This is a genomic window from Xanthomonas sp. NCPPB 3005 (assembly GCF_041228095.2).
Lineage (GTDB): Bacteria > Pseudomonadota > Gammaproteobacteria > Xanthomonadales > Xanthomonadaceae > Xanthomonas_A > Xanthomonas_A bonasiae.
Map to the genome: position 1 here is coordinate 1,793,897 of NZ_CP166096.2, position 22,645 is coordinate 1,816,541.

22 protein-coding genes are annotated in these 22,645 nt (G+C 69.5%); 7 read left to right on the plus strand and 15 right to left on the minus strand.

Annotated elements, in window-relative coordinates; translation table 11 throughout:
• Positions 1-2: 2 nt before the first annotated feature.
• From AB8810_RS07625 to purM, 3 genes are read right to left on the minus strand one after another with little or no spacing between them, the layout of a single operon-like run.
• Positions 3-443: a hypothetical protein gene (locus AB8810_RS07625; RefSeq protein ID WP_206257938.1), complete on the minus strand. Its 441-nt coding sequence runs from the start codon at positions 441-443 to the stop codon at positions 3-5.
• Positions 444-453: 10 nt separating this feature from the next.
• Positions 454-1,080, minus strand: coding sequence for a DUF2238 domain-containing protein (locus tag AB8810_RS07630; protein ID WP_369916056.1), 627 nt, complete (start codon positions 1,078-1,080; stop codon positions 454-456).
• Positions 1,081-1,085: 5 nt separating this feature from the next.
• On the minus strand, positions 1,086-2,111 hold the full coding sequence (gene purM / locus AB8810_RS07635) for a phosphoribosylformylglycinamidine cyclo-ligase (protein ID WP_179567929.1): 1,026 nt from the start codon (positions 2,109-2,111) through the stop codon (positions 1,086-1,088).
• A gap of 128 nt (positions 2,112-2,239) precedes the next feature.
• Here purM and AB8810_RS07640 point away from each other — a divergent pair, with 128 nt between their 5' ends.
• From AB8810_RS07640 to hda, 3 genes are read left to right on the plus strand one after another with little or no spacing between them, the layout of a single operon-like run.
• Positions 2,240-3,358, plus strand: a complete 1,119-nt coding sequence (locus AB8810_RS07640; protein ID WP_191825740.1) for a DUF2066 domain-containing protein — start codon at positions 2,240-2,242, stop codon at positions 3,356-3,358.
• On the plus strand, positions 3,355-4,524 hold the full coding sequence (locus AB8810_RS07645) for an AI-2E family transporter (RefSeq protein ID WP_185822641.1): 1,170 nt from the start codon (positions 3,355-3,357) through the stop codon (positions 4,522-4,524). The genes AB8810_RS07640 and AB8810_RS07645 overlap by 4 nt, the downstream gene beginning before the upstream one ends.
• Entirely contained in the window at positions 4,521-5,240 is a 720-nt protein-coding gene (gene hda, locus AB8810_RS07650) for a DnaA regulatory inactivator Hda (protein WP_369916059.1), read from the plus strand. The genes AB8810_RS07645 and hda overlap by 4 nt, the downstream gene beginning before the upstream one ends.
• 199 nt (positions 5,241-5,439) lie before the next feature.
• On the opposite strand, the gene murU is transcribed toward hda, so the two are convergent.
• The 4 genes from murU to AB8810_RS07670 all read right to left on the minus strand — a co-directional run bounded on the left by murU (position 5,440) and on the right by AB8810_RS07670 (position 9,232).
• Positions 5,440-6,171: an N-acetylmuramate alpha-1-phosphate uridylyltransferase MurU gene (gene murU, locus AB8810_RS07655; RefSeq protein WP_369916060.1), complete on the minus strand. Its 732-nt coding sequence runs from the start codon at positions 6,169-6,171 to the stop codon at positions 5,440-5,442.
• Positions 6,168-7,196, minus strand: a complete 1,029-nt coding sequence (locus tag AB8810_RS07660) for an aminoglycoside phosphotransferase family protein (protein WP_369916062.1) — start codon at positions 7,194-7,196, stop codon at positions 6,168-6,170. The genes murU and AB8810_RS07660 overlap by 4 nt, the downstream gene beginning before the upstream one ends.
• 83 nt (positions 7,197-7,279) lie before the next feature.
• Positions 7,280-7,549 carry a GlsB/YeaQ/YmgE family stress response membrane protein gene (locus AB8810_RS07665; protein WP_263112862.1) on the minus strand — a complete coding sequence of 90 codons (270 nt, stop codon included), beginning with the start codon at positions 7,547-7,549 and terminating at the stop codon, positions 7,280-7,282.
• Positions 7,550-7,741: 192 nt separating this feature from the next.
• Positions 7,742-9,232, minus strand: a complete 1,491-nt coding sequence (locus AB8810_RS07670) for a M20 family metallopeptidase (protein WP_206257943.1) — start codon at positions 9,230-9,232, stop codon at positions 7,742-7,744.
• A gap of 132 nt (positions 9,233-9,364) precedes the next feature.
• Between AB8810_RS07670 and AB8810_RS07675 the strand changes: the two genes are divergently transcribed.
• From AB8810_RS07675 to xopAW, 4 genes are all read left to right on the plus strand, one after another.
• Positions 9,365-9,772: a ComEA family DNA-binding protein gene (locus tag AB8810_RS07675; protein WP_179566202.1), complete on the plus strand. Its 408-nt coding sequence runs from the start codon at positions 9,365-9,367 to the stop codon at positions 9,770-9,772.
• A 490-nt stretch (positions 9,773-10,262) separates the two neighbouring features.
• Positions 10,263-10,859, plus strand: coding sequence for a HutD family protein (locus AB8810_RS07680; protein WP_369916641.1), 597 nt, complete (start codon positions 10,263-10,265; stop codon positions 10,857-10,859).
• Positions 10,860-10,998: 139 nt separating this feature from the next.
• Positions 10,999-11,691 carry a response regulator transcription factor gene (locus AB8810_RS07685; RefSeq protein ID WP_338123871.1) on the plus strand — a complete coding sequence of 231 codons (693 nt, stop codon included), beginning with the start codon at positions 10,999-11,001 and terminating at the stop codon, positions 11,689-11,691.
• A gap of 371 nt (positions 11,692-12,062) precedes the next feature.
• Positions 12,063-12,764, plus strand: coding sequence for a XopAW family type III secretion system calcium-binding effector (gene xopAW / locus AB8810_RS07690; protein WP_369916065.1), 702 nt, complete (start codon positions 12,063-12,065; stop codon positions 12,762-12,764).
• A 373-nt stretch (positions 12,765-13,137) separates the two neighbouring features.
• Here xopAW and AB8810_RS07695 read toward each other — a convergent pair whose 3' ends face one another.
• The 8 genes from AB8810_RS07695 to AB8810_RS07730 form a co-directional block, all read right to left on the minus strand.
• Positions 13,138-14,106, minus strand: a complete 969-nt coding sequence (locus tag AB8810_RS07695) for a phosphotransferase family protein (protein ID WP_369916067.1) — start codon at positions 14,104-14,106, stop codon at positions 13,138-13,140.
• Positions 14,107-14,659: 553 nt separating this feature from the next.
• Entirely contained in the window at positions 14,660-16,291 is a 1,632-nt protein-coding gene (locus AB8810_RS07700) for a sulfite reductase subunit alpha (protein ID WP_369916069.1), read from the minus strand.
• Positions 16,288-17,277: an FAD:protein FMN transferase gene (locus AB8810_RS07705; RefSeq protein WP_369916071.1), complete on the minus strand. Its 990-nt coding sequence runs from the start codon at positions 17,275-17,277 to the stop codon at positions 16,288-16,290. The genes AB8810_RS07700 and AB8810_RS07705 overlap by 4 nt, the downstream gene beginning before the upstream one ends.
• Positions 17,278-17,320: 43 nt before the next feature.
• Entirely contained in the window at positions 17,321-18,127 is an 807-nt protein-coding gene (locus AB8810_RS07710) for a DUF4198 domain-containing protein (protein WP_369916073.1), read from the minus strand.
• A gap of 29 nt (positions 18,128-18,156) precedes the next feature.
• Positions 18,157-18,669 (minus strand): DUF2271 domain-containing protein, encoded by a 513-nt coding sequence (locus AB8810_RS07715; protein ID WP_369916075.1) that lies wholly within the window; start codon positions 18,667-18,669, stop codon positions 18,157-18,159.
• Positions 18,670-18,703: 34 nt separating this feature from the next.
• Complete coding sequence (locus AB8810_RS07720; RefSeq protein WP_179566186.1) at positions 18,704-19,345, minus strand: PepSY-associated TM helix domain-containing protein; 642 nt, start codon at positions 19,343-19,345, stop codon at positions 18,704-18,706.
• Between the two features lie 149 nt (positions 19,346-19,494).
• Complete coding sequence (locus AB8810_RS07725; RefSeq protein ID WP_179566184.1) at positions 19,495-20,187, minus strand: Fe2+-dependent dioxygenase; 693 nt, start codon at positions 20,185-20,187, stop codon at positions 19,495-19,497.
• Between the two features lie 67 nt (positions 20,188-20,254).
• A complete protein-coding gene (locus AB8810_RS07730; RefSeq protein WP_369916078.1) occupies positions 20,255-22,561 on the minus strand; it encodes a catecholate siderophore receptor Fiu in 2,307 nt (768 codons plus the stop codon).
• Positions 22,562-22,645 lie beyond the last annotated feature (84 nt).

Sequence of the window (22,645 nt, forward strand, 5' to 3'; positions counted from 1 at the left end):
GGCTACGCCTTCCGGAACAGGGCGATGGCGGCCGGGCGCTGCAGCACCAGCAGGGTCCACACGCCCAGTGCCGTGCCCAGCGGGAAACCCAGGCAGGTCACCACGGCGGTGGCGTTGCACAGCAGCAGGCGGCGGCGCTGGCGCAGCGCGCGCGCGGTCAGCACCTTCAGGATCAGCGAGACCAGCCCGAACGCCAGCAGCATCGACAGCAGCACGATCGCGACCACCCCGGCCTGGGCCTGGTCGGGGCTCTGGCCGACGGCGTTGAGCTCGGCCTCCCGATGCACGCCGTAGGCCAGGAGGCCGCCAACCAGCAGCAGCATCAGGCACTGCAGCCCCGCCATCACGGCATACAGCATCGCCAGGGTGCTCAGCTCGGACTCGGCACGCAGGGTCTCGGCGTGGGCGATGTCCGCAACGGGAAGGGGTGGGGGCAGTGCCATCGTCCGTCTTCTAGTGCGGGGAAGGGGGCAGACGCCCGGCGCGCTGCCACGGCCAGGCGCTCGCGCAGCCCAGCGTGGCCAGCAGCATGTCCATGTGCGCGTCCCACGGATCGCCCTGCTGGCCGTTGTAGGACTCGGCCTGCTCCGGCGACAGCAGCAGCGCGATCAGCCACTCCAGCCATTCGTAGAGCAGGCTGGCGCACATGATCGCCATCGTCGCCAGCGCGAATGCCTGGCGCGGCGACAGCGCCGGCCAGCGTTGCCGCGCGTAGTCGCGCAGCGCCGGCGCGAAGCACAGCCCGAACAGCAGGTGGATCAGCCGGTCGGTGTGGTTGCGCTGCCAGCCGAACGCGGCGTTCGGCGACCAGCCGCCGCTCAGCGTGCGCAGCCACTGGTCGTAGGGCACGTTGGAATACAGCCAGTGCGCGGCGATGTTGTGCACGCTGATGAACGCGCAGATCGCGGCGAAGTGCGCGCTGCGCAGCGGCCAGCGGCGGTCGTGCCAGACCAGCCAGGCGATGCCCAGCACCGCCAGCGAACTGTGCATCGCCTGTTCCGCCGGCCACAGCGGATGCACCCAGCTGGCGGCGAACACCGCCAGGGTCAGCGCCAGCCAGGCGCGTTTGCCCGCCGCCATGCGGCTCAGCCGATGTGCACGCGTTCGCCGGCGCCGGCCGCCACCACCGCGCCGATCTGCCAATGCGCCAGGCCCAGCGTGTCCAGGCTGCGCTCCAGCGCGGCGACCTGGTCGGGGGCGGCCACCAGCACGAAGCCGATGCCGCAGTTGAAGGTGCGCCACATCTCGCTGTCGGCGACCGCGCCTTCGCGCTGCAGCCATTCGAACACCGGCGGCAGGGTCCAGGCGCTGGCGCGGATGTCCAGGCCCAGGCCGTCGGGGATGACGCGGATGATGTTCTCGGTCAGGCCGCCGCCGGTGATGTGCGCCATCGCGTGGATGCCGTCGGCGTGCTCGCCGCGCAGCAGCGACAGGATCGGCTTGACGTACAGCGCGGTCGGCGCCATCAGCGCGTCGGCCAGGGTGGTGCCGCCGAGCTGCAGCTCGGCCGGGCGCCCGGCGCGGTCGTAGATGCGGCGGACCAGCGAATAGCCGTTGGAGTGCGGGCCGGAAGAGGCGATGCCGATCAGCACGTCGCCCTGGCGCACCTTGGCGCCGTCGAGCAGCTGCGACTTCTCCACCGCGCCGACGGTGAAGCCGGCCAGGTCGTACTCGCCCGGCGGGTACATGTCGGGCATTTCCGCGGTTTCGCCGCCGATCAGCGCGCAGCCGGCCAGTTCGCAGCCGCGGGCGATGCCGCCGACCACCGCCACGGTGGTCTCCACGTCGAGCTTGCCGGTGGCGAAGTAGTCCAGGAAGAACAGCGGCTCGGCGCCCTGCACCAGCACGTCGTTGACGCACATGCCGACCAGATCGATGCCGATGCTGTCGTGCCGGCCCAGCTGTTGCGCCAGCTTCAGCTTGGTGCCGACGCCGTCGGTGCCGGACACCAGCACCGGCTCGCGGTACTTGCCGGACAGGTCGAACAGCGCGCCGAAACCGCCCAGCCCGCCCATCACTTCGGGGCGGAAACTGCGCTTGACCAAGGGTTTGATGCGTTCGACGACGGCATTGCCTGCATCGATGTCGACGCCGGCGTCGCGGTAGGTCAACGGGGCGGCGGCGGGGGTCTTGGGAGTGGTCACGGGCGGTGGCGTCGGCGGAAAGACGGCGATTTTAACAGGCCGCATTGGCGCTACGACCGCATTCGGGCAACAATTCGCCCCGGATACGCCGAGCAATGGAACCTTCGATGCGCCGCAGCCTTGCCTTACTCCTGTCTTTCGCGCTGTGCCTGCCCGCCGCGGCCGCCCTGGCCCAGGCCGGTCTGCGCACCGAAGGCGACGTCGCCGGCGCGCAGAGCCCCTACGACGCCGAGGTGCCGGTCAACAGCCAGAGCGAGGCCGACCGCAACGGCGCGGTGGCGCGCGCGCTGGGCGTGGTGCTCGGCAAGATCTCCGGCGACCGCGCGGTGATGTCGCGCCCGGGGGTGACCCAGGCGCTGCGCAACGCCAAGAACTTCGTCGACAGCTACGACTACCGCCAGGACCAGGGCACCTCGCCGAGCGGCGCGCCGACCTTCCGTACCACCTTGATCGCGCGCTTCCGGCAGAGCGACGTCGACGGCCTGGCCGCGGCGCTGGGCCTGCCGCTGTGGCCGCAGCCGCGGCCCAAGCCGGTGCTGTGGCTGGCGATCGACGACGGCAGCGGCCCGCGCCTGGTCGGCGTGCAGCAGTCCAATGCCGCGCGTAGCGTGCTGGACCGGGCAATCGAGCGCGGCTACCGGCTCGGCCTGCCCACCGGCAGCGCCGCCGAGCAGGCGCTGGTCGGCGCGATCTGGCGCCAGGACACCGCCGCGGTGGCCAGCGCCTCGTCGCGCTACAGCCCGCCGATGCAACTGATCGGCAAGCTGTACCGCAGCAAGTCCGGCGGCTGGACCGCCGACTGGGTGTTCGTCGACAGCGGCAAGACGCTGTCCAGCTGGTCGGTCAGCGACGCCGACGCGCGCCGGGCCATGGCCGCCGGCGCCGACGGTGCCGCCGACGCGCTGGTCAAGCGCTACGCCAAGGCGGCCAGCACCGGGCCGGCCGGCGTGTACCGGGTGGTGATCAGCGGCATCCGTAGCGCCGACGACTACCTGCGCGTGTCCGCGGCGCTGCAGAATACCTCGGTGGTGCGGCGCATCGTGCCGATCCAGGCCAGCGGCGACCGCCTGGAACTGGATCTGGACCTGCTCAGCGGCGTGTCCGGGCTGAACCGCATGCTCGGCGCCGACAGTCCGCTGCAGCCGGTGACAGTGCCGGTCGAGGGCGGTCCGATCATCCTCAATACCGAGCGCACGGAGTACCGGCTCAAATGACGCTGTCCCCCGAAGCGGAAATCGCCCAGTTCCTGCGCCGCCTGAAATGGGCCGCGGTGATCCTGGGCGTGCTGTGGGTGATCGCATTGCTGGCGCCGATTCTGACCCCGTTCGTGCTGGCGCTGCTGCTGGGCTGGCTCGGCGATCCGCTGGTCGATCGCCTGGAGCGCGCCGGCCGTTCGCGCAACATGGCGGTGACCCTGGTGTTCGTGCTGATGCTGCTGTTGCTGGTGCTGGCGCTGCTGATCCTGGTGCCGATGCTGGAGCGGCAGATCGTCACCTTCATCGATGTGCTGCCGCAGGCGCGCGACTGGTTCACCGGCACCGCGATCCCGTGGGCCGAGCAGAAGACCGGGCTGCAGCTGATGGCCTGGCTGGATCCGGAGCGGCTGATCGAATGGATCCGCGGCCACTGGCAGCAGGCCGGCGGCGTCGCCGCGACCTTCTTCGGCTATCTGTCGCGCTCGGGCTTCGCGATGGTCACCTGGGTGGTGAACCTGGTGCTGCTGCCGATCCTGACCTTCTACTTCCTGCGCGACTGGGACATCCTGGTCGAGCGCGTGGCCGCGACCATCCCGCGCAACCACGTCGCCACGGTCGGCCGCCTGGCGCGGCAGTCCAACGACGTGCTGGGCGCGTTCATCCGCGGCCAGTTCCTGGTGATGCTGGCGCTGGGGGTGATCTACGCCGGCGGGCTGAGCCTGATCGGGCTCAATCTGGGCCTGCTGATCGGCATCGTCGCCGGCCTGATCAGCTTCATCCCGTACCTGGGCGCGACCACCGGCATCCTGCTGGCGATCCTGGCGGCGCTGGTCCAGTCCAAGGGTTTCGACCTGCAGCTGATGATCCTGGTCGGCGTGGTGTTCACCGTCGGCCAGTTGCTGGAAAGCTACGTGCTGACCCCGCGCATCGTCGGCGACAAGATCGGCCTGCACCCGGTGGCGGTGATCTTCGCGGTGATGGCCGGCGGCCAGTTGTTCGGCTTCCTCGGCATGCTGCTGGCGCTGCCGGTGGCGGCGGTGGCCAACGTGCTGCTGCACTACCTGCACGAGCAGTACCGGCAGAGCGAGCTGTATGCCGGCGACAAGTCGGCGATCCTGCTCGATGGCAGCGCCGAGCGCGCGCCGCTGATCGAACTGCCGCCGCGTAGCCCCGACCAGCCGTGAGCGTGCCGCAGCTGCCGTTGGCGTTGCGCTATCCGCCGGAGCAGCGCTTCGACCGCTATGTCGGCGCCCCGGCCGGGTTGCTGGCGCAATTGCAGGCCGTCGCCGACGGCCGCGACGTGGACTGGATCTACCTGTCCGGTCCCGCCGGCACCGGCAAGACCCATCTGGTGCTGGCGCTGTGCGCGGCGGCCGAGCAGGCCGGGCGCAGCGCCGCCTACCTGCCGCTGCAGGCCGCGTCCGGGCGCCTGCGCGACGCGCTGGAAGCGCTGGAAGGCCGCGACGTGGTCGCGCTGGACGGGCTGGAGGCGATCGCTGGGCAGCGCGAGGACGAAGTGGCGCTGTTCGATTTCCACAACCGCGCGCGCAGCGCGGGGGGCACCCTGTTGTACACCGCGCAGGCGATGCCCGACGGGCTGGCGCTGAATCTGCCCGACCTGCGCTCGCGGCTGGCGCAATGCACGCGCATCGCGCTGTCGCCGCTGGACGACGCCGGCCGCGCCGCGGTGCTGCGCGAGCGCGCGCAACGCCGCGGGCTGGTGCTGGAGGATGCGGCGATCGACTGGCTGCTGACCCATGCCGGCCGCGACCTGGCCGGCCTGGTCGCGTTGCTGGAGCGGCTGGACCGCGAATCGCTGGCGGCGCAGCGGCGGGTCACGGTGCCGTTCCTGCGCAGGCTGGGAATGGGGAGTGGGGAAACGGGAATGGGGAAGAGCTGACACTCCGCAACCGGAAGCCGTGCTGCGAACTCGGTGAGCGATTTTTCCTGCTTGGGCGATGCACGGGTATCCCCGATCTCCCAAGAATTCGACGCACGCGTTCGCATTTCATCAGCCGTGCCCTGGCGTGCCGTTCTCGGAATCGATGTTCTTGGAGGTGGCTGCGCGCCAGCGTGACGCGGGCAACCCCGCGGGAACCTCAGCTTTTCCCCATTCCCGATTCCCCATTCCCGATTCCCAGCTCTCCATCCAACGCTGCCAACCGCTGCGGCGTGCCGACGTCGGTCCAGCGGCCGCGATGGTGCAGGCCATGGATGGCGCCGTCGCGCATATGCGTACGCAGGATCGGCGCCAAGGCGAATCGAGGCGGCGTGCCATGGTCGGCAATCGGCGTAGCGAATGCCGCCTGCCAATCGCGCAGCAGCTCCGGCCGATAGACGCCCACGCCGGCATAGGTCAGCAGCGGCGCGCCGTCGCTGCGCAGCGTGGCGTCGGCATGCAGCGCGAAATCGCCGTGCGCCGCGTAGGCCGGCGGATCGACCAGCACCAGCTGCGCCAGCCCGGCCGGCTCCGGCGCCAGCTGCGCGAAATCGAAATCGGTCCAGATGTCGCCGTTGACCAGCAGGAACGGCGCCGGCCCGAGGAGCGGGAGTGCGTGCAGCATGCCGCCGCCGGTCTCCAGCGGCGTGGCGCCTTCGTAGGAATAGGCGATGCGCAGGCCGAACGCGCTGCCGTCGCCGAGCGCCTGCGGGAACTGCTCGGCCAGCCACGAGGTGTTGATCACCACCTCGCGCACGCCGAGTGCGGCGAGTTTGCGCAGGTGCCAGACGATCAACGGCGTGCCGCCCACGCTCAGCAGCGGTTTGGGCGTGCGTTCGGTCAGCGGCCGCATGCGTTCGCCGAAGCCGGCGGCGAAGACCAGCGCCTTCATGCGCCGGCCGCCGCGCGCTGCGCCAGCGCCGGCTTGATCCGCGTCTCCAGCAACTGCGCGAGCGGCTGCAGGGCGGGGTGGCGTGGCAACACCTCGTCGAGGTAGCCGATGAAGCGCGGCACGTTGTCCAGGTACCAGGCCTTGCCGTCGCGGTAGTTCAGCCGCGCGAAGATGCCCAGGTTCTTCAGGTGCCGCTGCACGCCCATCCAGTCCGCATCGCGCAGGAACTGGGCCAGCGGCGGCAGCGCGATCCCGGCCTGCAGCGCGCGCGCGTGGTAGCGCGCCAGCCAGCCATCGACCCGCGCCAGCGGCCAGCTCACCGTGGTGTCCTTGAACAGGCTGACCGGATCGTAGGCGACCGGGCCGAGCACGCAGTCCTGGAAATCCAGCACCGCCGGGCCGTCGGCCACCGGCATCAGGTTGCGCGGCATGAAGTCGCGGTGCACCAGCACCCGCGGCTGCGCCAGCGCGTTGTCCATCAAGCGGCGCTGCACCAGTTCGAGCGCGTCGATTTCGGCGCAGTCCAGGTCCAGGTCCAGGTGCCGACGCAGGAACCACTCGTCGAACAAGCCGGCGTCGCGCTGCAGCAGCGCCTCGCCGAACACGCCCAGTTCCGGCGGCGGCGCGATCGCCTGCAGCCGCAGCAGTTGCCCGAGCGCCGCATCGAAGTGGGCATCGGCCGAGGCAGCGTCCAGCGTCTGCGCCAGGGTCGGCCCGCCCAGATCTTCCAGCAGCAGGAAGCCGGCCTCCGCGTCCTGCGCCAGGATCGCCGGCACGCGCACGCCGCCTTGCTGCAGCAGCGCATGCATGCGCAACCACGGACGCACGTCCTCCAGGCCGGGCGGCGAATCCATCAGCACGCGGCTGGCGCCTGCGCCGTGGCTGCGCCAGTAGCTGCGCCAACCGGCGTCGATCGACGCGCGCTGCAGCGTCGCCTGCGTATCGCCCAATGCGGTGCGCGCCCAGTGTTGGCGTTGTGCTGCGCGCAGGTCCGGCGCGTCGGGAAGATCGGTGCTGGAACTCATCGGTGCGCTGCGGCGGACATTGGCCGCACAGCGTAAACGTGCGGCGTCGGCATGGCGAGCCGTGCCGGCGCCGCGGTGCGGCCTCAGCGCTTGCCGAGGAACAGCCGCAACAGCGCGAGCAGGGCGATGGCGCCGAGCAGCGCACCGAGGAAGCCGGCCGGCTCGCCGCGGCTGTACCAGCCCATGTAGTGGCCGAACCAGCCGGCCACCAGTGCGCCGGCGATGCCGAGCAAGACGGTGAACAGGCAGCCGGAGCGGCCGCCGCTCGGACCCAGGAGGCGCGCCAGCAGGCCGACCACGAAGCCGACCAGGATGACGTACAGCCAACTGTCGCTGCCGAACAGGTTGTGCATGGGAGCGTACCGAAACGTGGAAGTGAAGCGGATCGTGCCAGATTCGGCCGCTACGCGGCGTACATGGCGCAGTGGCGGGCGACGCCCTTTAAGCGGCCGTGCAGGCGCGGCTCGTGCAGGCGCTGCAGCGATGCACCGGGTCTGGCCGCGCCTGCAGCATGGCGGCCGTCGTCGCCGACGGCCGCCGCACGCTCAGCAGCAGCCGTGCCCGCCGTGCTGCTCGCCGCCGGCCACCGCGGCGCTGCCGGTGGTCTCGCCGCGCACGCTGGCCGCATGGTGCTCGGCGATCACCCTCGACACGCAGGCGGTGACCCGCTTGCCCATCGGAATGTGCAGGAACTCGTTGGGCCCGTGCGCGTTGGAGTGCGGGCCGAGCACGCCGGTGATCATGAACTGCGCACCGGGGAACTTCTCGCCGAGCATGCCCATGAACGGGATCGAGCCGCCTTCGCCCATGTACATCGCCGGCTTGCCGAACGCCGCCTGCGAGGCGGCCTCGATCGCGTCGGTCAGCCATGGCGACTGCGCCGGCGCGTTCCAGCCCGAGGACGACTTCTCCAGCGCCAGCGACACCTCGGCACCGTACGGCGGGTCGCGCAGCAACACGTCCTTCAGCAACTCGCCGGCGCGCTTGCCGTCCAGCGTCGGCGGCAGGCGCAGCGACAGCTTCACCGCGGTCTGCGGGCGCAGCACGTTGCCGGCCGAGGCCAGCGGCGGCAGGCCGTCGGCACCGGTCACCGACAAGGCGGGGCGCCAGGTGCGGTTGAGCACCAGTTCGGTCAGGTCCTCGTCCATCGGAGTCATCCCCGGCAGGAACGGGAACTTGCTGTAGACCTCGTCGCCGAGCACCTCGGCCACCTTGCGCGCCTGCGTCAGGCGTTCTTCCGGAATCTGCGAATACAGGCCCTCGATCTTGATCTTGCCGGTGGCTTCGTCCTCCAGCCGCGACAGCAGGTCGCGCAGCACGCGGAAACTGGACGGCACCACGCCGGACGCATCGCCCGAATGCACGCCTTCGCTGAGCACCTTGACGCTGAAGTTGCCGCCGGCCAGGCCGCGCAGCGAGGTCGTGCACCACAGCTGCTCGTAGTTGCCGCAGCCCGAATCCAGGCACACCACCAGCGACGGCTTGCCGATGCGTTCGGCCAGGTGGTCGACGTAGGCGGGCAGGTCGTAGCTGCCCGATTCCTCGCAGGCCTCGATCAGGATCACGCAGCGCGCATGCGGGATGCCCTGGTCCTGCAGCGCCAGAATCGCGGCCAGCGAACCGAACAGCGCATAGCCGTCGTCGGCGCCGCCGCGGCCGTACAGGCGGTCGCCCTTGAGCACCGGCGTCCACGGACCCAGGTCGTCGTCCCAGCCGGTCATCTCCGGCTGCTTGTCCAGGTGCCCGTACAGCAGCACCGTGTCCGCGCCGGTCTCCGCGCCGGTGGCCGGCACTTCCAGATAGATCAGCGGCGTGCGCCCTTCCAACTGCACCACCTCCACCGCCAGGCCAGGGATGGCCTGCGCGCGCGCCCAGCGCTCCATCAGCCGCACCGCATCGTCCATGTAGCCATTGGCGACCCAATCGGCGTCGAACATCGGCGATTTGTTGGGGATGCGGATGTAATCGACCAGTTGCGGGACGATGTCGTCGTCCCACTTCTCGCTCAGGAAACGGTCGATCTTGGCACTGTCCATGGAGCACTCCAGCTTTGTTGCAAAAGAAAGTGACGCACATTCTACGCCGCGACCGCCGTGTAGGGTTTTTCCTACACGTTGACGCGCCGTTTACCTGCTGTTTGGAAAGGGCGTTGGCGATAGGCTGTACCCATGTGGCGAGGGATGCTTTCGACACCGGCAGGAGAGGCCGGTGAAGTCCCCATCCAAGTCACAAGGAGTGTTGCCATGCAGTCTTTTATCGTGGTCCTGAAGTCTCTGGTCCTGGCGTTGCTGCTGACCGGTTCCGCGCTCGCCGCGGACAAGGTCAACATCAACTCCGCTAGTGCAGCGGAAATCGACCGGGTGTTGTTGAACGTGGGTGCCTCCAAGGCACAGGCGATCGTCGACTACAGACAGGCACACGGCCCCTTCAAAAGCGTCGAGGACCTGACGCAGGTGAAGGGAATCGGACTCAAGACGGTCGAACGGAACCACGACCGGATCGAAGTGGGAGCCACGAAGGCGACCACGCCGACGGTAGCCAAGACGGCAGCCGCCAAGCCGGTGGAAAGGCGTTAAACGGATTTAAGGATTAAACGGATTTAAAGGCATTCAAGGGATTTGAAAGGACAGAGGATACGGCTGGCGCAGGACGCGCGGTCGCGACCTCGCTGAGCAGGACGCTCAGCGGGGGAGGCAGGAAGCCGACAAGGACGTACATCGTCGCCCGGTGTTGCACAATGACGTGCAGCCGGGCGACGTTTTTTATGGGCGAAGGTTTTTTGTCGGGCGCTTCGCGCCGGTCTGCTCGCCGCGATCCGGTACTCCTGCTGTCGGTGGCTGCCAGAGCGGCGCGCCGATGCGCCTGCGCTGGCGAGACCCGCCGACGTCGCCGAACGGGCGATGGCCCGTCGCGATTCTCGCAAGACCGCTGGCTGGTGCTCGCCGACGCCGTTCGTACTTGCCGACGGCTGGGGGGTAGGCGCGGGAAACCGCAGATGCCTGCCGATGTCGCTGCCTCCGGCAGCGCCGCCGGATCGTGCAGAATGCGCCGATGGACTGGTGCAACATGCCTTCGCGGGTGATCCCCGCCAACGACTACCGCCGCGAGCGCTGGCGTAACGGACTGGGTTGGACGCGGGAGATCCTGCGCCTGCCGCAAGCGGACAGCGACGACTGGCTGCTGCGCCTGTCGATCGCCGAGATCGAGCAGGACGCGGCCTTTTCCAGTTTTCCCGGCATCGATCGGGAACTGGTGCTGCTGCGCGGCGCCGGCCTGCGCCTGCGCTTCGACGACGGCGCGGTGCACCTGCTCGAGCCGCCGTATGCGCGGCTGCGCTTCGCCGGCGAGCGGCCGCTGCGCGGCGAACTGCTCGACGGCCCCACCCACGACTTCAACCTGATGTGGCGTCGCGACCGCCTGCGCACGCAACTGCTGCATCGGCCGCTGGTCGGGCCGATGCTGTTCTTCGCCGAACCTGGAATCCGTTGGGTCGTTCATCTTCTGGCAGGGCAGGCGCAGTTCGATGAGGGCTGCGGATTGCCGCCGCTGGCCGCCGGCGACAGCGCCTGGTTGGCCGCCAACACCAGGCAGCGCTTCGCTTTGAGCGGTGGCGGCGAGCTGCTGGCGATCCGCATCGAGCCGCTGGCGACGCCCGCCGACTGAGCTTCCTGCGCCACGCGCGTGGCTCTTGCGGGGTTGCCGCCGACCGCGTCCAATGCGCGAACGCGGCTATCCCGGAGCCGTGGACCGGAACGAACAGGTGGCCTCGGATAACAGCAGGTGGTTGGCGAAAGTATTGGTAGTGGACGACGACGCGGCCTTGCGCGACCGGATTCGCGATTATCTGGCCCGTTTCAACTTGCAGACCCACGATGCCGAAAACGGCGTGCAGCTGTATGCGCAGCTGGCGGCCGATCGCTACGACGCGGTGCTGCTCAATGCCGGCCTCGGCGGCGGCGAAGGGCTGAACCTGTGTCGGCAGCTGCGCGACCGTGGCGGCATCGCGATCGTGATGATGGCCGACCAGGCGGAGCCGGTGGATCGGGTGATCGGCCTGGATCTGGGCGCGGACGACTATTTGAGCCGGCCGCTGGACCTGCGCGAACTGGTGGCGCGGCTCAACGCGGTGTTGCGGCGTACCCGTGCGGCGCCGCCGCCAGCGCCGGCGCAGGACGGCGCGTGGCAGGTCGATGCCTACCGGCACCAGGCGGTGGCGCCGGATGGGCGCGCGATCCCGTTGTCGCCCAGCGAATTGCGCTTGATGGCGGTGTTCCTCGAGCAGCCTGGCAACGTGCTCAGTCGCGAGGACCTGCGGGCGGCGATCGGCGACAGCGACGGCAGCGTTCCCCAGGGCGGTCGCGGCATCGATCTGCAGGTCTCGCGGCTGCGGCAGAAGCTGGGCGACGACCCGCTGGTGCCGCAATGGATCCGCACCGTGCGCGGCAAGGGCTATCTGTTCGAGCCGCATCGGTTGGGGATGCCTGCCGCACGCTGATCCCGTGCCGCGTTGCAGGCGGCATGGAGATCGGTTCAGTCGTGCCTGCACGCCGGGCATCGCCGATCCGCGTGTCAGCTGCCGGTACCGCTCGCGGTGCCCGGCATGGCCGCGCCCATGCGGCCGGCGCGATGAGACTGCCGGCGCGCGCGTGGCACGTGTTCGACCAGCGGATGCCGCGCGCCGCTTCGCATCGTCGGTCGCGGCTGCAATGTGATGTTTATCGCGTGTTTCAATATCGATACAAAGCCGATATCTGGCTGACAAACCCTGCATCGACACTGCCTGCGTCGGGTTGCCGCGTCGGCGCAGCCATGACCGCAGCGATGGCTGCATTCCACGACTGCACTTCATGACCACAGGGGGTCAACATGATCAGCAGCATCAGCAGTGGCAGTTCGGCCTATGCCGTCAGCCGCACCAGCACGGCCAGCAGTGCGCTAGCGCAGACGACGCAGGCCGAAAAGCAGAATCCGCTCCAGCAATTGTTCAAGAGCATCGACAGCGACGGCGACGGCAGCCTCAGCAGTTCGGAGCTGAGCACGGCGTTGAAGTCCAGCGACAGCGACACCGATTCCAGCATCGATATCGATGGCTTGCTTAGCATGCTCGACCAGGATGGCGGCGGCACCGTCAGCGAAAGCGAGTTCGCCCAGGCCTTGCAGCCGCCGCCGCCGCGTGGCGATGGCGGTGGCGACAAGGTGGACGCCGAATCGCTGCTCAACAGCCTGGACACCGATGGCGACGGTACCATCAGCAGCGAGGAGTTGAGCGCAGCGAGCCAGGGCAGCGACAGCAGCGATCTGTTCGCCACGCTCGACAGCGACCAGGATGGGGGGATCAGCCTGCAGGAGCTGAAGGAAGGCACGCGTCCGATGGGGCCGCCGCCGCCGCGAGGGGGGGAGGGCAGCGATGCCGCCAGCGCCGGTACCGGCAGTTCCAGCGCCTCCAGTTCAAGCAGCGACAGCAGCGCGCAGGATGCCTATGCCTTGCTGGCCCAGCTGGCATCGAACCAATACCGCAGCTTCGGCGGCGCCGCCAGCGCATCGAGTTCGTTCTCCGTCGCCGCCTGACCGCGGCGGTCCGCCCTCGTGGCGGACCGTCCGCCCCGTCGTGCGCCGCTGGCGCACGGCACGTCCGGTGCCGACGCAGCGTAGGGATCATCCACGCGATTCGCACGGCATCGGCGCGCGCATTGCGCATCCCGCATGTCTCGGGCACGCCTGCGGACGGCGGTAAGCGCGCACTCGACGGCATTGCCGACCTGGCTCGCATGATCGTGCTTCATGCGCATCGGCGCGCAGTGGAGCGATGGCGTACGGCTGCTTCCGCGTTTCTCGCGACGGGTCACGTTCGCCCTGTGCCTCGGCCGGCGCCGTGTCCAGCAACGTGCATCGCAGGTGATCGGCCGACGACGCGCTCGCGCAGTTCAGCGCCGGTCCCGGCTCACAACGGGAACAGCTGCAAGGCGATCTGTTCCCAGGTGTCGCGCGGTCCGCTGATCGGAACCTGCTGCATGCAAAAGCCGATGTCGGAATCGGGCCTGATCAAGGCGGTGGCCATGAGCCGGCGGCGCAGGGTTGGCGCATCGTAGCCGTCGAGCAGGCCATAGGCATCGAGCAGCGCCTTCACCAGAGTCGGGTCGCCTTGCGCCATGAAGATCAGTGGCGTCAGCAACTCGAACAGATCGCACTGGCCGATGATCGCGTCGCCGAAATCGAGCAGCCCACTGAGGGTCCATTTCCCCTGGATGTGGTGCGCCATCAAATTCCAGGGATGGATGTCCATGTGAATGAAGCGCGGCTGCGCGGGTGACGAAAAATCGCCCGCCGCCTCGATGTAGGGCAGGACCTGTGCCGCCAGATGTGCGGGCATCGCATTGCGCCGATGCCGCGCGAGGCAATCGGAGATCAGCGTGGCGATGTAGTGGCGCCACTCCACCCGGATCGCGATGTCGGCCTCGAACGCGACGCTGCGCAGCTCGCGCAGCAGCGTTCCCACCTGCAGCATGATCGAACGCTTCTGACCCACATCCAGCGCCGGCCAGACATCGGCCAGCGGGGAGCCCGGCAGTCGGCTGCAGATCACGAACACCCAATTGTCGACCACGCCGCCGCCAAGGAGACGCGGCGTCTGCAGCGACAATGTGCCGTCCAGCAACGGTGCGACGAGGCGCTCCTTTTCGCCTTGCTGGCGCCAGTTGGGCGGCACCAATTTGACAATCACCTCGTCGCCAAGCTGGAACAAGGCATTGGCGCCCTCGGGGATCCGCGTCCAGCGATCGCCCGGCAATCGAAACGCCTGTCGAAGCCGGTCCAGTACCGGCATCCAGTCACTCAATGGCGCGCGCGCGATGAGCTCGCAGGACTGGGCAATGCTGGGTTGTTCGGGCAAACAGGCGACGGAGATTTTCATTGCGGAAGGTGCTGGCGTTGCGCACGCGATCATACGCCGGCACGCCTTGCCGCCGCCGCCGCGCGGGCTTTCGCGCCTTTCGCATGTGTCATGTATCGGGCAGGAAAGCAGTCTGCGAGATCGCGTCATCCCATTGTCGGTAGTGGGATGACGCGCGCGTGGCGAACCATCGCGCTTACTTGGTGAAGCGCGGACGCCAACCATTGAAGCGTAGGTGCAGGTGACGGTGTTCTACCAAGTAGGTGAGCGCGACCATTGCCGCGGCGAAGCTCGCGGCTGCACCGATGCCCAGTGCCCGGCGTGGACCGAATGCGTCGACGACCCAGCCGACGATGGGGCGCACCGAGCGGCGTCGTACCCACCGCGATGGCCAGACGCAACGGCGTGATCGGCCCGCGCACCGCAGGTCCTGTGGAGCGTTGCGTCAGGCTGCTGATCGAATCGGTCAGGGGCAGTGTCGACATGGCAAGCGGCACCGGCAGGTTGCGCGAGCCGCTATCGCGCATGGCCACGCCTGGATCGCATTGCCCCGACGCCGGCGCAAGCGCTGGCCTCAGTACACGTCGCGCCGATAGCGCCCTTCCAGCAGCAGGGTTTCCTTGCCCAGCCGCCCCAGCACCTCCTCCAGCACCGCGTCCACGCCCGGGGCCATGCCGCGCAGGCTGCCGCAGACGTAGATCGCCGCGCCTTGCGCGACCCAGTCGCGCAGGTCCGCTGCGGCCGCGCGCAGCGCATCCTGCACGTAGCGGTGCGCGCCGGCGTCGCGCGAGAACACCGCATCCAGCCGCTGCAGCGCGCCGTGCGCCAGCCACGTGCGCAGTTCTTCGCCGTAATGGTCGTCGTGCGCGGCATGGCGTTCGCCGTACAGCAGCCAGGTGCGGGTCGCGCCGGCGTCGATGCGCGCGCGCAGGTGCGCGCGCAGCCCGGCGAGGCCGGTGCCGTTGCCGATCAGGATCAGCGGCCGCGCCGGATCGGCCGGCGGATGGAAGTGCGGATTCGGGCGCAGCCGCAGCGCGATCTCGGCACCGATCGGCGCGGTGTCGCATAGCCAGCCGCTGCCCAGGCCGGGCGTGCCGTCCGCGTGCAGCGCGCGGCGCAGCAACAGGCGCAGCGCGCCGTCGCTGGGCATCGAGGCGATCGAGTATTCGCGGTGCGGCAGCGGTTGCAGGCGCGCGGCCACGGCGGCGGGCGCGGTGCCGGCGAGCTGCTCCGGCTCCGGCAGGTGGCTGCGCGCCAGCAGCGCGGCCAGCGTCGTCGGCGCCTGGCCGGGGCGCTGCAGCGTCGCCGTGCCGTCCACACCGCTGGCCTGCAGCCAGGCCTGCACCACGCTGTCGCCATGACACGGACCGATCTCGGCCAGGTCGCCGGCCTGCCACGCAGGCAGGGCGCCGTCGGCAGGCAGCAGCGCCAGTTCGAACACCGCGCCGCCGACGCTGCCGGGATTGCACAGGCGCCGCTGCTGCAACTGCCAGCGCTGATAGGCCGGCGGACTCCAGTCGGGTTGCTCGCTGCCGCCGGCGAGCTGGCCGAGCAATTGCTGCCAGTGGCGCAGTGCGGCGTCGTCGGCGTTGTCCACGTCGATGCGGTCGAACAGCGGATGCGCGCCGTGCTGGCGCAGCCAGGCATCGAGCTGGCGGCCGAATGCGCAGAAATGGTCGTAGCGGCGATCGCCCAGCGCCAGCAGCGCGTAGCCCAGCTGCGGCAAGGTCTGCGTCTGCGCCATCGTCTTGCGCAGGAACGGCAGCGCGTGGTCGGGCGGATCGCCTTCGCCGCTGGTACTGACCACGAACAGCGCCTGCGTTGCGCCGGCCAGGTCGGCCGCGGTGACGTTCTGCAAGGGCAGCACGCGTACCGCCTGGCCCGCCGCACGCAAGGCCGCGGCACTGCGCAGCGCCAGTTGCTGGGCGAAGCCGGTCTGGCTGGCCCAGGCCAGCAGCAGCGGCGCGTCGCCCTGCTTGCCGGTGCGCTTCGCGCCGCGGCGACCGCGCCACCACAGCCAAAGGCAGGCTGCCGCGTAGCTGCCCGTTGCCAGCGCCGCGTAGAGAATGCGCTGCTGCGATGGCGCACCGTTCCACCATGGCTGCGGGTGTAGCCGCAGCAGCGCATAGCCGATCGCGCCCAGCAACGCGAACGTCGCCACGTGCCCGACGGCATTCCAGTTGCGTTGCGGCCGCGGCCGGGTCATGCGTCGAGCAGCGCGGCGAAGGCGCTGCTGAGCCGTTCCTGCACGCGTTCGCCATCGCGCAGCAGGAAGCGTGCCGCCAGCCGTTCGCGTTCGGCGCACGCCAGGCCGGCGTCGGCGCCGAGCACGCTCAGCGCGGTGGCCCAGGCGTCGGCCCGCATCGCATCCGTGGCGACCACGCTGACCGCCGCCAGCGTCGCCGCGATCGGCCTGCCGCTGCGCGGATCCAGGGTATGGCTGTAGCGCTGGCCGTCCTGTTCGAAGCGGTGCCAGCGATCGCCCGAGGTGGCGACCGCGCGGCCGTCCAGCGCCAGCACCCGCGGCGGCGTCGGCGCCTGCGCGTCTTCGTCCGGCGCCGATTCCACCAGCACCCGCCATGGCTGACCATCCGGCTTGCGGCCGTAGCCGTAGAGTTCGCCGCCGACCTCGACCAGCGCGCTGGCCACGTCCTGCGCCCGCAGTGCGCGCACCGCCAGATCCACCCCGTAGCCCTTGGCGATCGCCGAAAGATCCAGGCGCAGGCCGCCCGGCTGGCGCAACCTGGCGCCGCTCTCGTCCAGCACGAGTTGCCGCCAGTCGCCAGCGGCGCGCGCCTGGCGCAACGCATCCGCATCGGGCACGCGCTGGCGGCTGGCATCGGCGCCGAACCCCCACAGGCCCAGCACCGCGCCGATGGTGGGATCGAACGCGCCGTCGCTGCGCCGCGCGATGTCCAACGCGCAGCGCATCACCTCGGCGAACGCCGCGGGCAGCACGTGCACGCTGCCGGCGGGGGCGCGGTTGTAGCGGCCGATGTCCGAGTCCGCCTCCCAGGTGCTCATCTGCGCGACCACCTGGTCGAGCTGCGCCTGGATCGCCGCGTGCAGCGGATGCAGGTCGCGACGGCGGCGCAGTACCAGCTTCGCGCTCCAGGTCGTGCCCATGCTCTGGCCGCCGAGCGTGGCGATCTCGGTCTCGGCGTCGGCCTGGGGCGCGAGCGGCGTGTTCATGCCGCGCCGTGCCGCCTCGCGCAGGGCAGGTGCGCTGTCGCGGTCACTGCGGCAGCACTTCCAGCGTCGCCACGTAGCTGAGCCGGCGCTGCTTGGCCTGCGGCAACGAGGTCTTGCTGTCCTCGCTGGTGGTTTCCAGCCAGTACATGCCCGCTTCCGGCCAGGTCACGCTGAAGCTGCCCTGCGCGTCGGTGGTCAGCTTCAGTTCGTCCTGCGCGTTGCGGTAGCGGGTGCCGCCGCGCACGATCTCCACCTCCAGCCCCGGCGCCGGCTTGCCGTCGATCTGCAGCTTGAAGGTGGCCTTCTCGCCGGCGAACAGGTCGTTGGGATGGGTCACCGGCACCAGTTCCAGGCCGCGGCCGCTGGGCTTGAGCGCGGTCTGGTTGGGCGCGCCGTTGGTGACGAAGGTTTCCACCCGGCCCAGCGATTGCGACACCTGCAGGTCCTTCGCGTCCTTCGGCACTTCGCTGGCGAAGCTGGCGGCGTTGCCGCGCCAGCGCTTGCGCTGGCCGTTCTCGTTCCAGTTGGCGAACAGGCCGTCGTTGACCAGGGCCAGCCGGTAGGTGCCGGTCTGCAGCAGTTCCACGTCGAACATGCTGCGGTACTTGCCGGTGGCCGGATTCTGCGGCTGCACCGCGCTGCCGTCGGGCGCGGTGATGGCCAGGGTGTCCAGGCGCAGCGGCACGTGGTTGAAGTAGAACAGGTCGTTGGACACCGCCGCATCGACGGTGATCCACGGCCGCTCGCCGGCGAGCACGGTCTGCGAGGGTTGCAGCCAGGCCTTGTGGGCGAGGGCGGAGAACGGCAGCACTGCGGCGATGGCCAATGCCAGCACGAAAGAACGCTTCATGGACTTGCTCCTTGCGACGAAAGAGGGAATCACGGCTTGACGCTCAGGCGCACCGCGCCCAGTTCGCTGTTGCCTTGCGCGCTGCCGGTTGCGCCGGCCTTGGCCGGCCACGCGAACGGGATCTTCAGCAGCTCGCGGCCGCCGACTTCGCGGACCGCCTCGACCACCAGCGTGTACTGGCCCGGCGCCAGGCCCTTGAGCTGCTGCGCGTCGGTGAACGCCAGCGCGTGCTTGCCGGCCGGGCGGGTCGGGCCGCTGACGCCGTCCACCGGCATCTGCAGCGTGCGCCCGCTGCGCCGCCACCACTGGCGCAGGTCCGGCAGCCACTTGGTGCCGTGGCCTTCGGCGGTGTCCTTGGACTGGTACCAGACCGCCAGGTTGCGCGCGACCTGCTGGTCGGCGCCTTCCACCCAGATCGCGACATAGGGGCGGTGGTATTCGGCGACGTTGAGCTTGGGAATCTCCACGTCCAGTTCCAGCGTGGCCGCATACGCGGGCATCGACAGCAGGCCGCTCAGGGCGATGGTCAGGGTGACGCGCATGCGAGGCTCCATGGGGTGAAAGAGGTGGATCGGATCAGTGGATCAGCAGCAGTGCGATCAGCAGCGGAATCAGCAGGCCCAGCCCGACCAGCGGCCAGGTCAAGCGCCGCTGCCGCGCATGCAGCTGCAGCAGGAACAGGCCGGTGATGCAGAACACCAGGCAGGCCACCGCGAACAGGTCGATGAACCAGCCCCACGCCGGGCCGGCATTGCGGCCCTTGTGCAGGTCGTTGAAATAGGAGATCCAGCCGCGGTCGGTGCGCTCGTACTCGACCGCGCCGCTGGCGCGGTCGATGCTCAGCCAGGCATCGCGGCCGGGACCGGGCAGCGCCAGGTACACCTCGTCGGCCGACCACTCGGCCGGTTGCCGGCCCAGGCTCAGCGCCAGTTCGCGTTCCAGCCAGGCCGACACCGGCCGCGGCAGCGGCGCGTCGCCATCGGCATGGGCGCCGAGCCGTTGCAGCAACGTGGCCGGCAGCTGCGTCGTGCGATTGAGCACCTGCGGCTTGGCCTCGATGCGCGCGGCGTGGTTGAGGGTCAGCCCGGTAGCGGCGAACACCAGCATGCCGATCAGGCACAGCGCCGAGCTGATCCAGTGCCACTGGTGCAGCGTGCGCAGCCAGAAACCGCGGCGCTGCTGCGCCGTGGCCAGATCGGGAGAGGAGGAGTCGGACAACGCGGCGGTCGAATCGAAGTAGGGCGGGATGCATTCTACATAAATGAGAATTAGTCGCAATTGCGGCGGTGCTGCCGCCGCAGATGCGGCCCGGCAATGGTCGGGCTACACCTCAAACGCAGCGGCGCCGTCCCGGTTGACCGCCCGGGTCAGGTCTCGGACCAGTCGCGCAGCAGGTTGTGGTAGACGTTGCTCAGCCGCAGCAGCGCCGCGGCGTCGGCCTTGGTTGCGGTCAGCGCCTGGATCGAGGTGTCCAGCTCGAACAGCAACTGCCGCCGGCTGGCGTCGCGCACCAGGCTCTGCACCCAGAAGAACGAGGCCAGGCGCGCGCCGCGGGTCACCGGCAGCACGCGGTGCAGGCTGCTCGACGGATACAGGATCAGGTCGCCCGCCGGCAGCTTCACCTCGTGCTCGCCGTAGGTGTCGCTGATGACCAGTTCGCCGCCGTCGTACTCCTCCGGTTCGCACAGGAACAGGGTGCAGGACAGATCGGTGCGCAGGGTCAGCGCCGGCTGCGTGGCGCTGGCGGCCAGGGTCATCACCGAACCATCGACGTGGAAACCGTACTCGCCGCCGCCCTCGTAACGGTTGAAGCGCGGCGGGATCGTGCGCAGCGGCAGCGCGGCGGCGAAATACAGCGGGCTGCGCGCCAGCGCGTTGAGCACCGCCTGGCCGAGTTCGTGCTTGAGCGGCGAGGCGTCGGGCAGTTGCAGGTTGCGCTTGACCTGCGCGCCCTGCGCGCCGACCGTCTCGCGGCCGTCGGTCCAGTCTGCGCCGTCGAGCGCCTGGCGGAAGCGCGCCACTTCGTCGGCGCTGAGGATATCGGGGATGTGCAGCAGCATGGGGCGCTCCGGCAGCGGCCGCCTTCGAGCGAAGGCGGCCGCCGCGCATGGATGGACGAAGCGGCGGTCAGAACTTGATTTCGGCGCTCAGCATCGCCGAGCGCGGCGCGCCGGGCGTGTAGCGGAAGCCGCTCTTGTTGATGGCCGCGACGTAGTCCTTGTCGAACACGTTGTACACGTTCAGGCGCAGGTTGAAGTGGTCGTTGATCGGGTAGGTCACGACCGCGTCCCATACCGTATACGACTTCACCAGGGTCGGCGTGCCCACCGCGCCGTCGGTGCCGCGCTTCATCTCGCCGGAGTAGCGGGCGCCGCCGCCGACGGTCAGGCCGAACGGCAGGGTGTACGTGGTCCACGCGGTGAACGCGCTGTCCGGGGTGTAGGCCAGGTCCATGCTGCCGTCCTGCGACACCTTGGCGCCTTGCTTCACCTGCGCGTCGAGCTTGGTGTAGCCGGTGGAGATCGACCAATTGTCGCTGAGCTTGCCGACCGCCGACAGTTCCACGCCCTGCACCTGCTTCTCGCCGGTCTGGTAGTACAGCCCGTCGCTGCCCTGCGCGATCTCGTTGCTGACGTCGGTGCGGAACAGCGCCATGGTCACGAACAGGTTGTCGTCCAGGAAGTTCCACTTGGTGCCGACTTCGGCGGTCTTGGCCTTCTGCGGGTCGAAGCTCGGATTGTTGGCGTTGTTGGCCGACGCGCTCAGTTCCAGCGAGCTGCCGCCGGGAGGCTGCTGCGAGATCGCGTAGTTGGCGTACAGGCTGACGTTGTCGGCCGCCTTGTAGACCGCGCCGAGCTTCCAGCTGAACAGCGTATCAGACACGTCCGCGTCCACGCCGACCGCGGTGGTGCAGGGCACGGCGGTGGAGGTGGCGGTGGTGCAGGTCAGGCTGTTGAAGTCGGTCTTGTAGCGGTCGGCGCGCACGCCGGCGGTGACCAGGAAGCTGTCGCCGAACTTCAGCGTGTCGAAGGCGTAGGCCGAGAACGTGGTGGTGGTGCCCTTGCTGTGCGCGCCGTTGCGCGCGGTGAACAGCGGCGTGGTGTTCCAGTCCGGGGCGTAGACGTTGGCCGGGTTGGCCGCCAGCCAGGCGGCGCGGTTGACGATGTTGTGGCCCCAGCTCTGCAGCTCCTCGCGCGCGGCTTCCACGCCGGTGCTGAGGTTGTGCTGCACCGCGCCGGTGGCGAAGTCCACGCGCAGGTTCAGCTGGTCGGTGAGGATGGTGTACTGCTGGTCCTTGAACGTGGGCAGGCTGCGCGCCACCGTCCAGGTCGAGGTGTCGGCGGGGTTCGGCGTGCGCAGGTTGGCGGTGTTGGGCATGAACGCGAACAGCAGGTAGTCCTGTTCGTTGCGGCCCCAGCGCGCGGTGTTGGTCAGCTTGACCGTGTCGGAGAAGTCGTGCTCGAAGCGGAAGGTCGCCATCTTCGCGGTCACGTCGTCGTGGTCGTAGCGGGTGCCGTAGAAGTTCTCGCTGTCCACGCGCGGGGCGTTGGTCAGCCAGGGACGCGCAGGATCGGGCGAGGTGTAGCCGGGCAGGCCGAAGGTCGGCACGCCGCCGTCGGGCACGTTGTCCTGCTTCACGTACAGCAGGTCGAAGTAATAACGGGTGTCGCTGCCGAGACCGAACACCAGCGACGAGGCCAGGCCCCAGCGCTTGTTGTTGACGTGGTCGCGGCCGATCGCATCGCTGTCCTGGCCCATGACGTTGACCCGCAGCGCGCTGCTGGCGCCCAGCGCCTGGTTCCAGTCCGCGGTGACGCGGCGCTGGTTGTCGCTGCCGCCGGACAGCGTGCCGCTGACCGCATCGGTCAGGTTCGCCTGCTTGGTCACCAGGTTGATCGCGCCGGTCGGCGCGCTGCGGCCGTTGTCGGTGCCGGCCGGGCCCTTCTCGACCTCGATCTGCTCGATGTTGAACACATCGCGCGAGATCGAGCCCAGGTCGCGCACGCCGTCGACGAAGATGCTGCTGGAGCTGTCGAAGCCGCGCATGTAGATCGCATCGCCGGTGGTGGTGTTGCCGTTCTCGCCGACGTAGAAGGTGCCCACGCCCGGGCTGTTGCGCAGCGCCTCGGTCAGCGTGGTGGCGCCCTGTTCGTTGAACAGGTCCTTGCTGATCACGTTGATCGTCTGCGGGGTGTCGATCAGCGGCTGGGTGAACTTGGGCGAGTCCGGGGTTTCCACCAGGTAGCGCTTGGCGCGCTGCGCTTCCACGTCGACCTTGTCCAGGGTGGTGGGCTGGTCGGCAGCCGCGGCATCGGCGGCCAGCGCCGGAGCGGACAGCAGGCTCAGGCCGCTCAGCAGCGCGGCGGCGGTGAGGGTCTGCGCGGAGACCTGGCGGGAAACGGCGTGCTTGCGGCTCTTGATCGGGGAGGTCATGGAAGGTTCGGCTATGCAGGATGGAAGGGCGGTCCGCCGCGCACGCTGCCGCCGTGTCCGCAAGGACAGGGAAGCGCGTGCGAA

Coding starts and splice junctions, on each gene's coding strand:
- AB8810_RS07625 (WP_206257938.1), bottom strand. CDS start 443: ATGGCACTGCCCCCACCCCTTCCCGTTGCGGACATCGCCCACGCCGAG.
- AB8810_RS07630 (WP_369916056.1), bottom strand. CDS start 1,080: ATGGCGGCGGGCAAACGCGCCTGGCTGGCGCTGACCCTGGCGGTGTTC.
- AB8810_RS07640 (WP_191825740.1), top strand. CDS start 2,240: ATGGAACCTTCGATGCGCCGCAGCCTTGCCTTACTCCTGTCTTTCGCG.
- AB8810_RS07645 (WP_185822641.1), top strand. CDS start 3,355: ATGACGCTGTCCCCCGAAGCGGAAATCGCCCAGTTCCTGCGCCGCCTG.
- murU (WP_369916060.1), bottom strand. CDS start 6,171: ATGAAGGCGCTGGTCTTCGCCGCCGGCTTCGGCGAACGCATGCGGCCG.
- AB8810_RS07660 (WP_369916062.1), bottom strand. CDS start 7,196: ATGAGTTCCAGCACCGATCTTCCCGACGCGCCGGACCTGCGCGCAGCA.
- AB8810_RS07665 (WP_263112862.1), bottom strand. CDS start 7,549: ATGCACAACCTGTTCGGCAGCGACAGTTGGCTGTACGTCATCCTGGTC.
- AB8810_RS07670 (WP_206257943.1), bottom strand. CDS start 9,232: ATGGACAGTGCCAAGATCGACCGTTTCCTGAGCGAGAAGTGGGACGAC.
- AB8810_RS07675 (WP_179566202.1), top strand. CDS start 9,365: ATGTGGCGAGGGATGCTTTCGACACCGGCAGGAGAGGCCGGTGAAGTC.
- AB8810_RS07680 (WP_369916641.1), top strand. CDS start 10,263: ATGCCTTCGCGGGTGATCCCCGCCAACGACTACCGCCGCGAGCGCTGG.
- xopAW (WP_369916065.1), top strand. CDS start 12,063: ATGATCAGCAGCATCAGCAGTGGCAGTTCGGCCTATGCCGTCAGCCGC.
- AB8810_RS07695 (WP_369916067.1), bottom strand. CDS start 14,106: ATGAAAATCTCCGTCGCCTGTTTGCCCGAACAACCCAGCATTGCCCAG.
- AB8810_RS07700 (WP_369916069.1), bottom strand. CDS start 16,291: ATGACCCGGCCGCGGCCGCAACGCAACTGGAATGCCGTCGGGCACGTG.
- AB8810_RS07705 (WP_369916071.1), bottom strand. CDS start 17,277: ATGAACACGCCGCTCGCGCCCCAGGCCGACGCCGAGACCGAGATCGCC.
- AB8810_RS07710 (WP_369916073.1), bottom strand. CDS start 18,127: ATGAAGCGTTCTTTCGTGCTGGCATTGGCCATCGCCGCAGTGCTGCCG.
- AB8810_RS07715 (WP_369916075.1), bottom strand. CDS start 18,669: ATGCGCGTCACCCTGACCATCGCCCTGAGCGGCCTGCTGTCGATGCCC.
- AB8810_RS07725 (WP_179566184.1), bottom strand. CDS start 20,187: ATGCTGCTGCACATCCCCGATATCCTCAGCGCCGACGAAGTGGCGCGC.
- AB8810_RS07730 (WP_369916078.1), bottom strand. CDS start 22,561: ATGACCTCCCCGATCAAGAGCCGCAAGCACGCCGTTTCCCGCCAGGTC.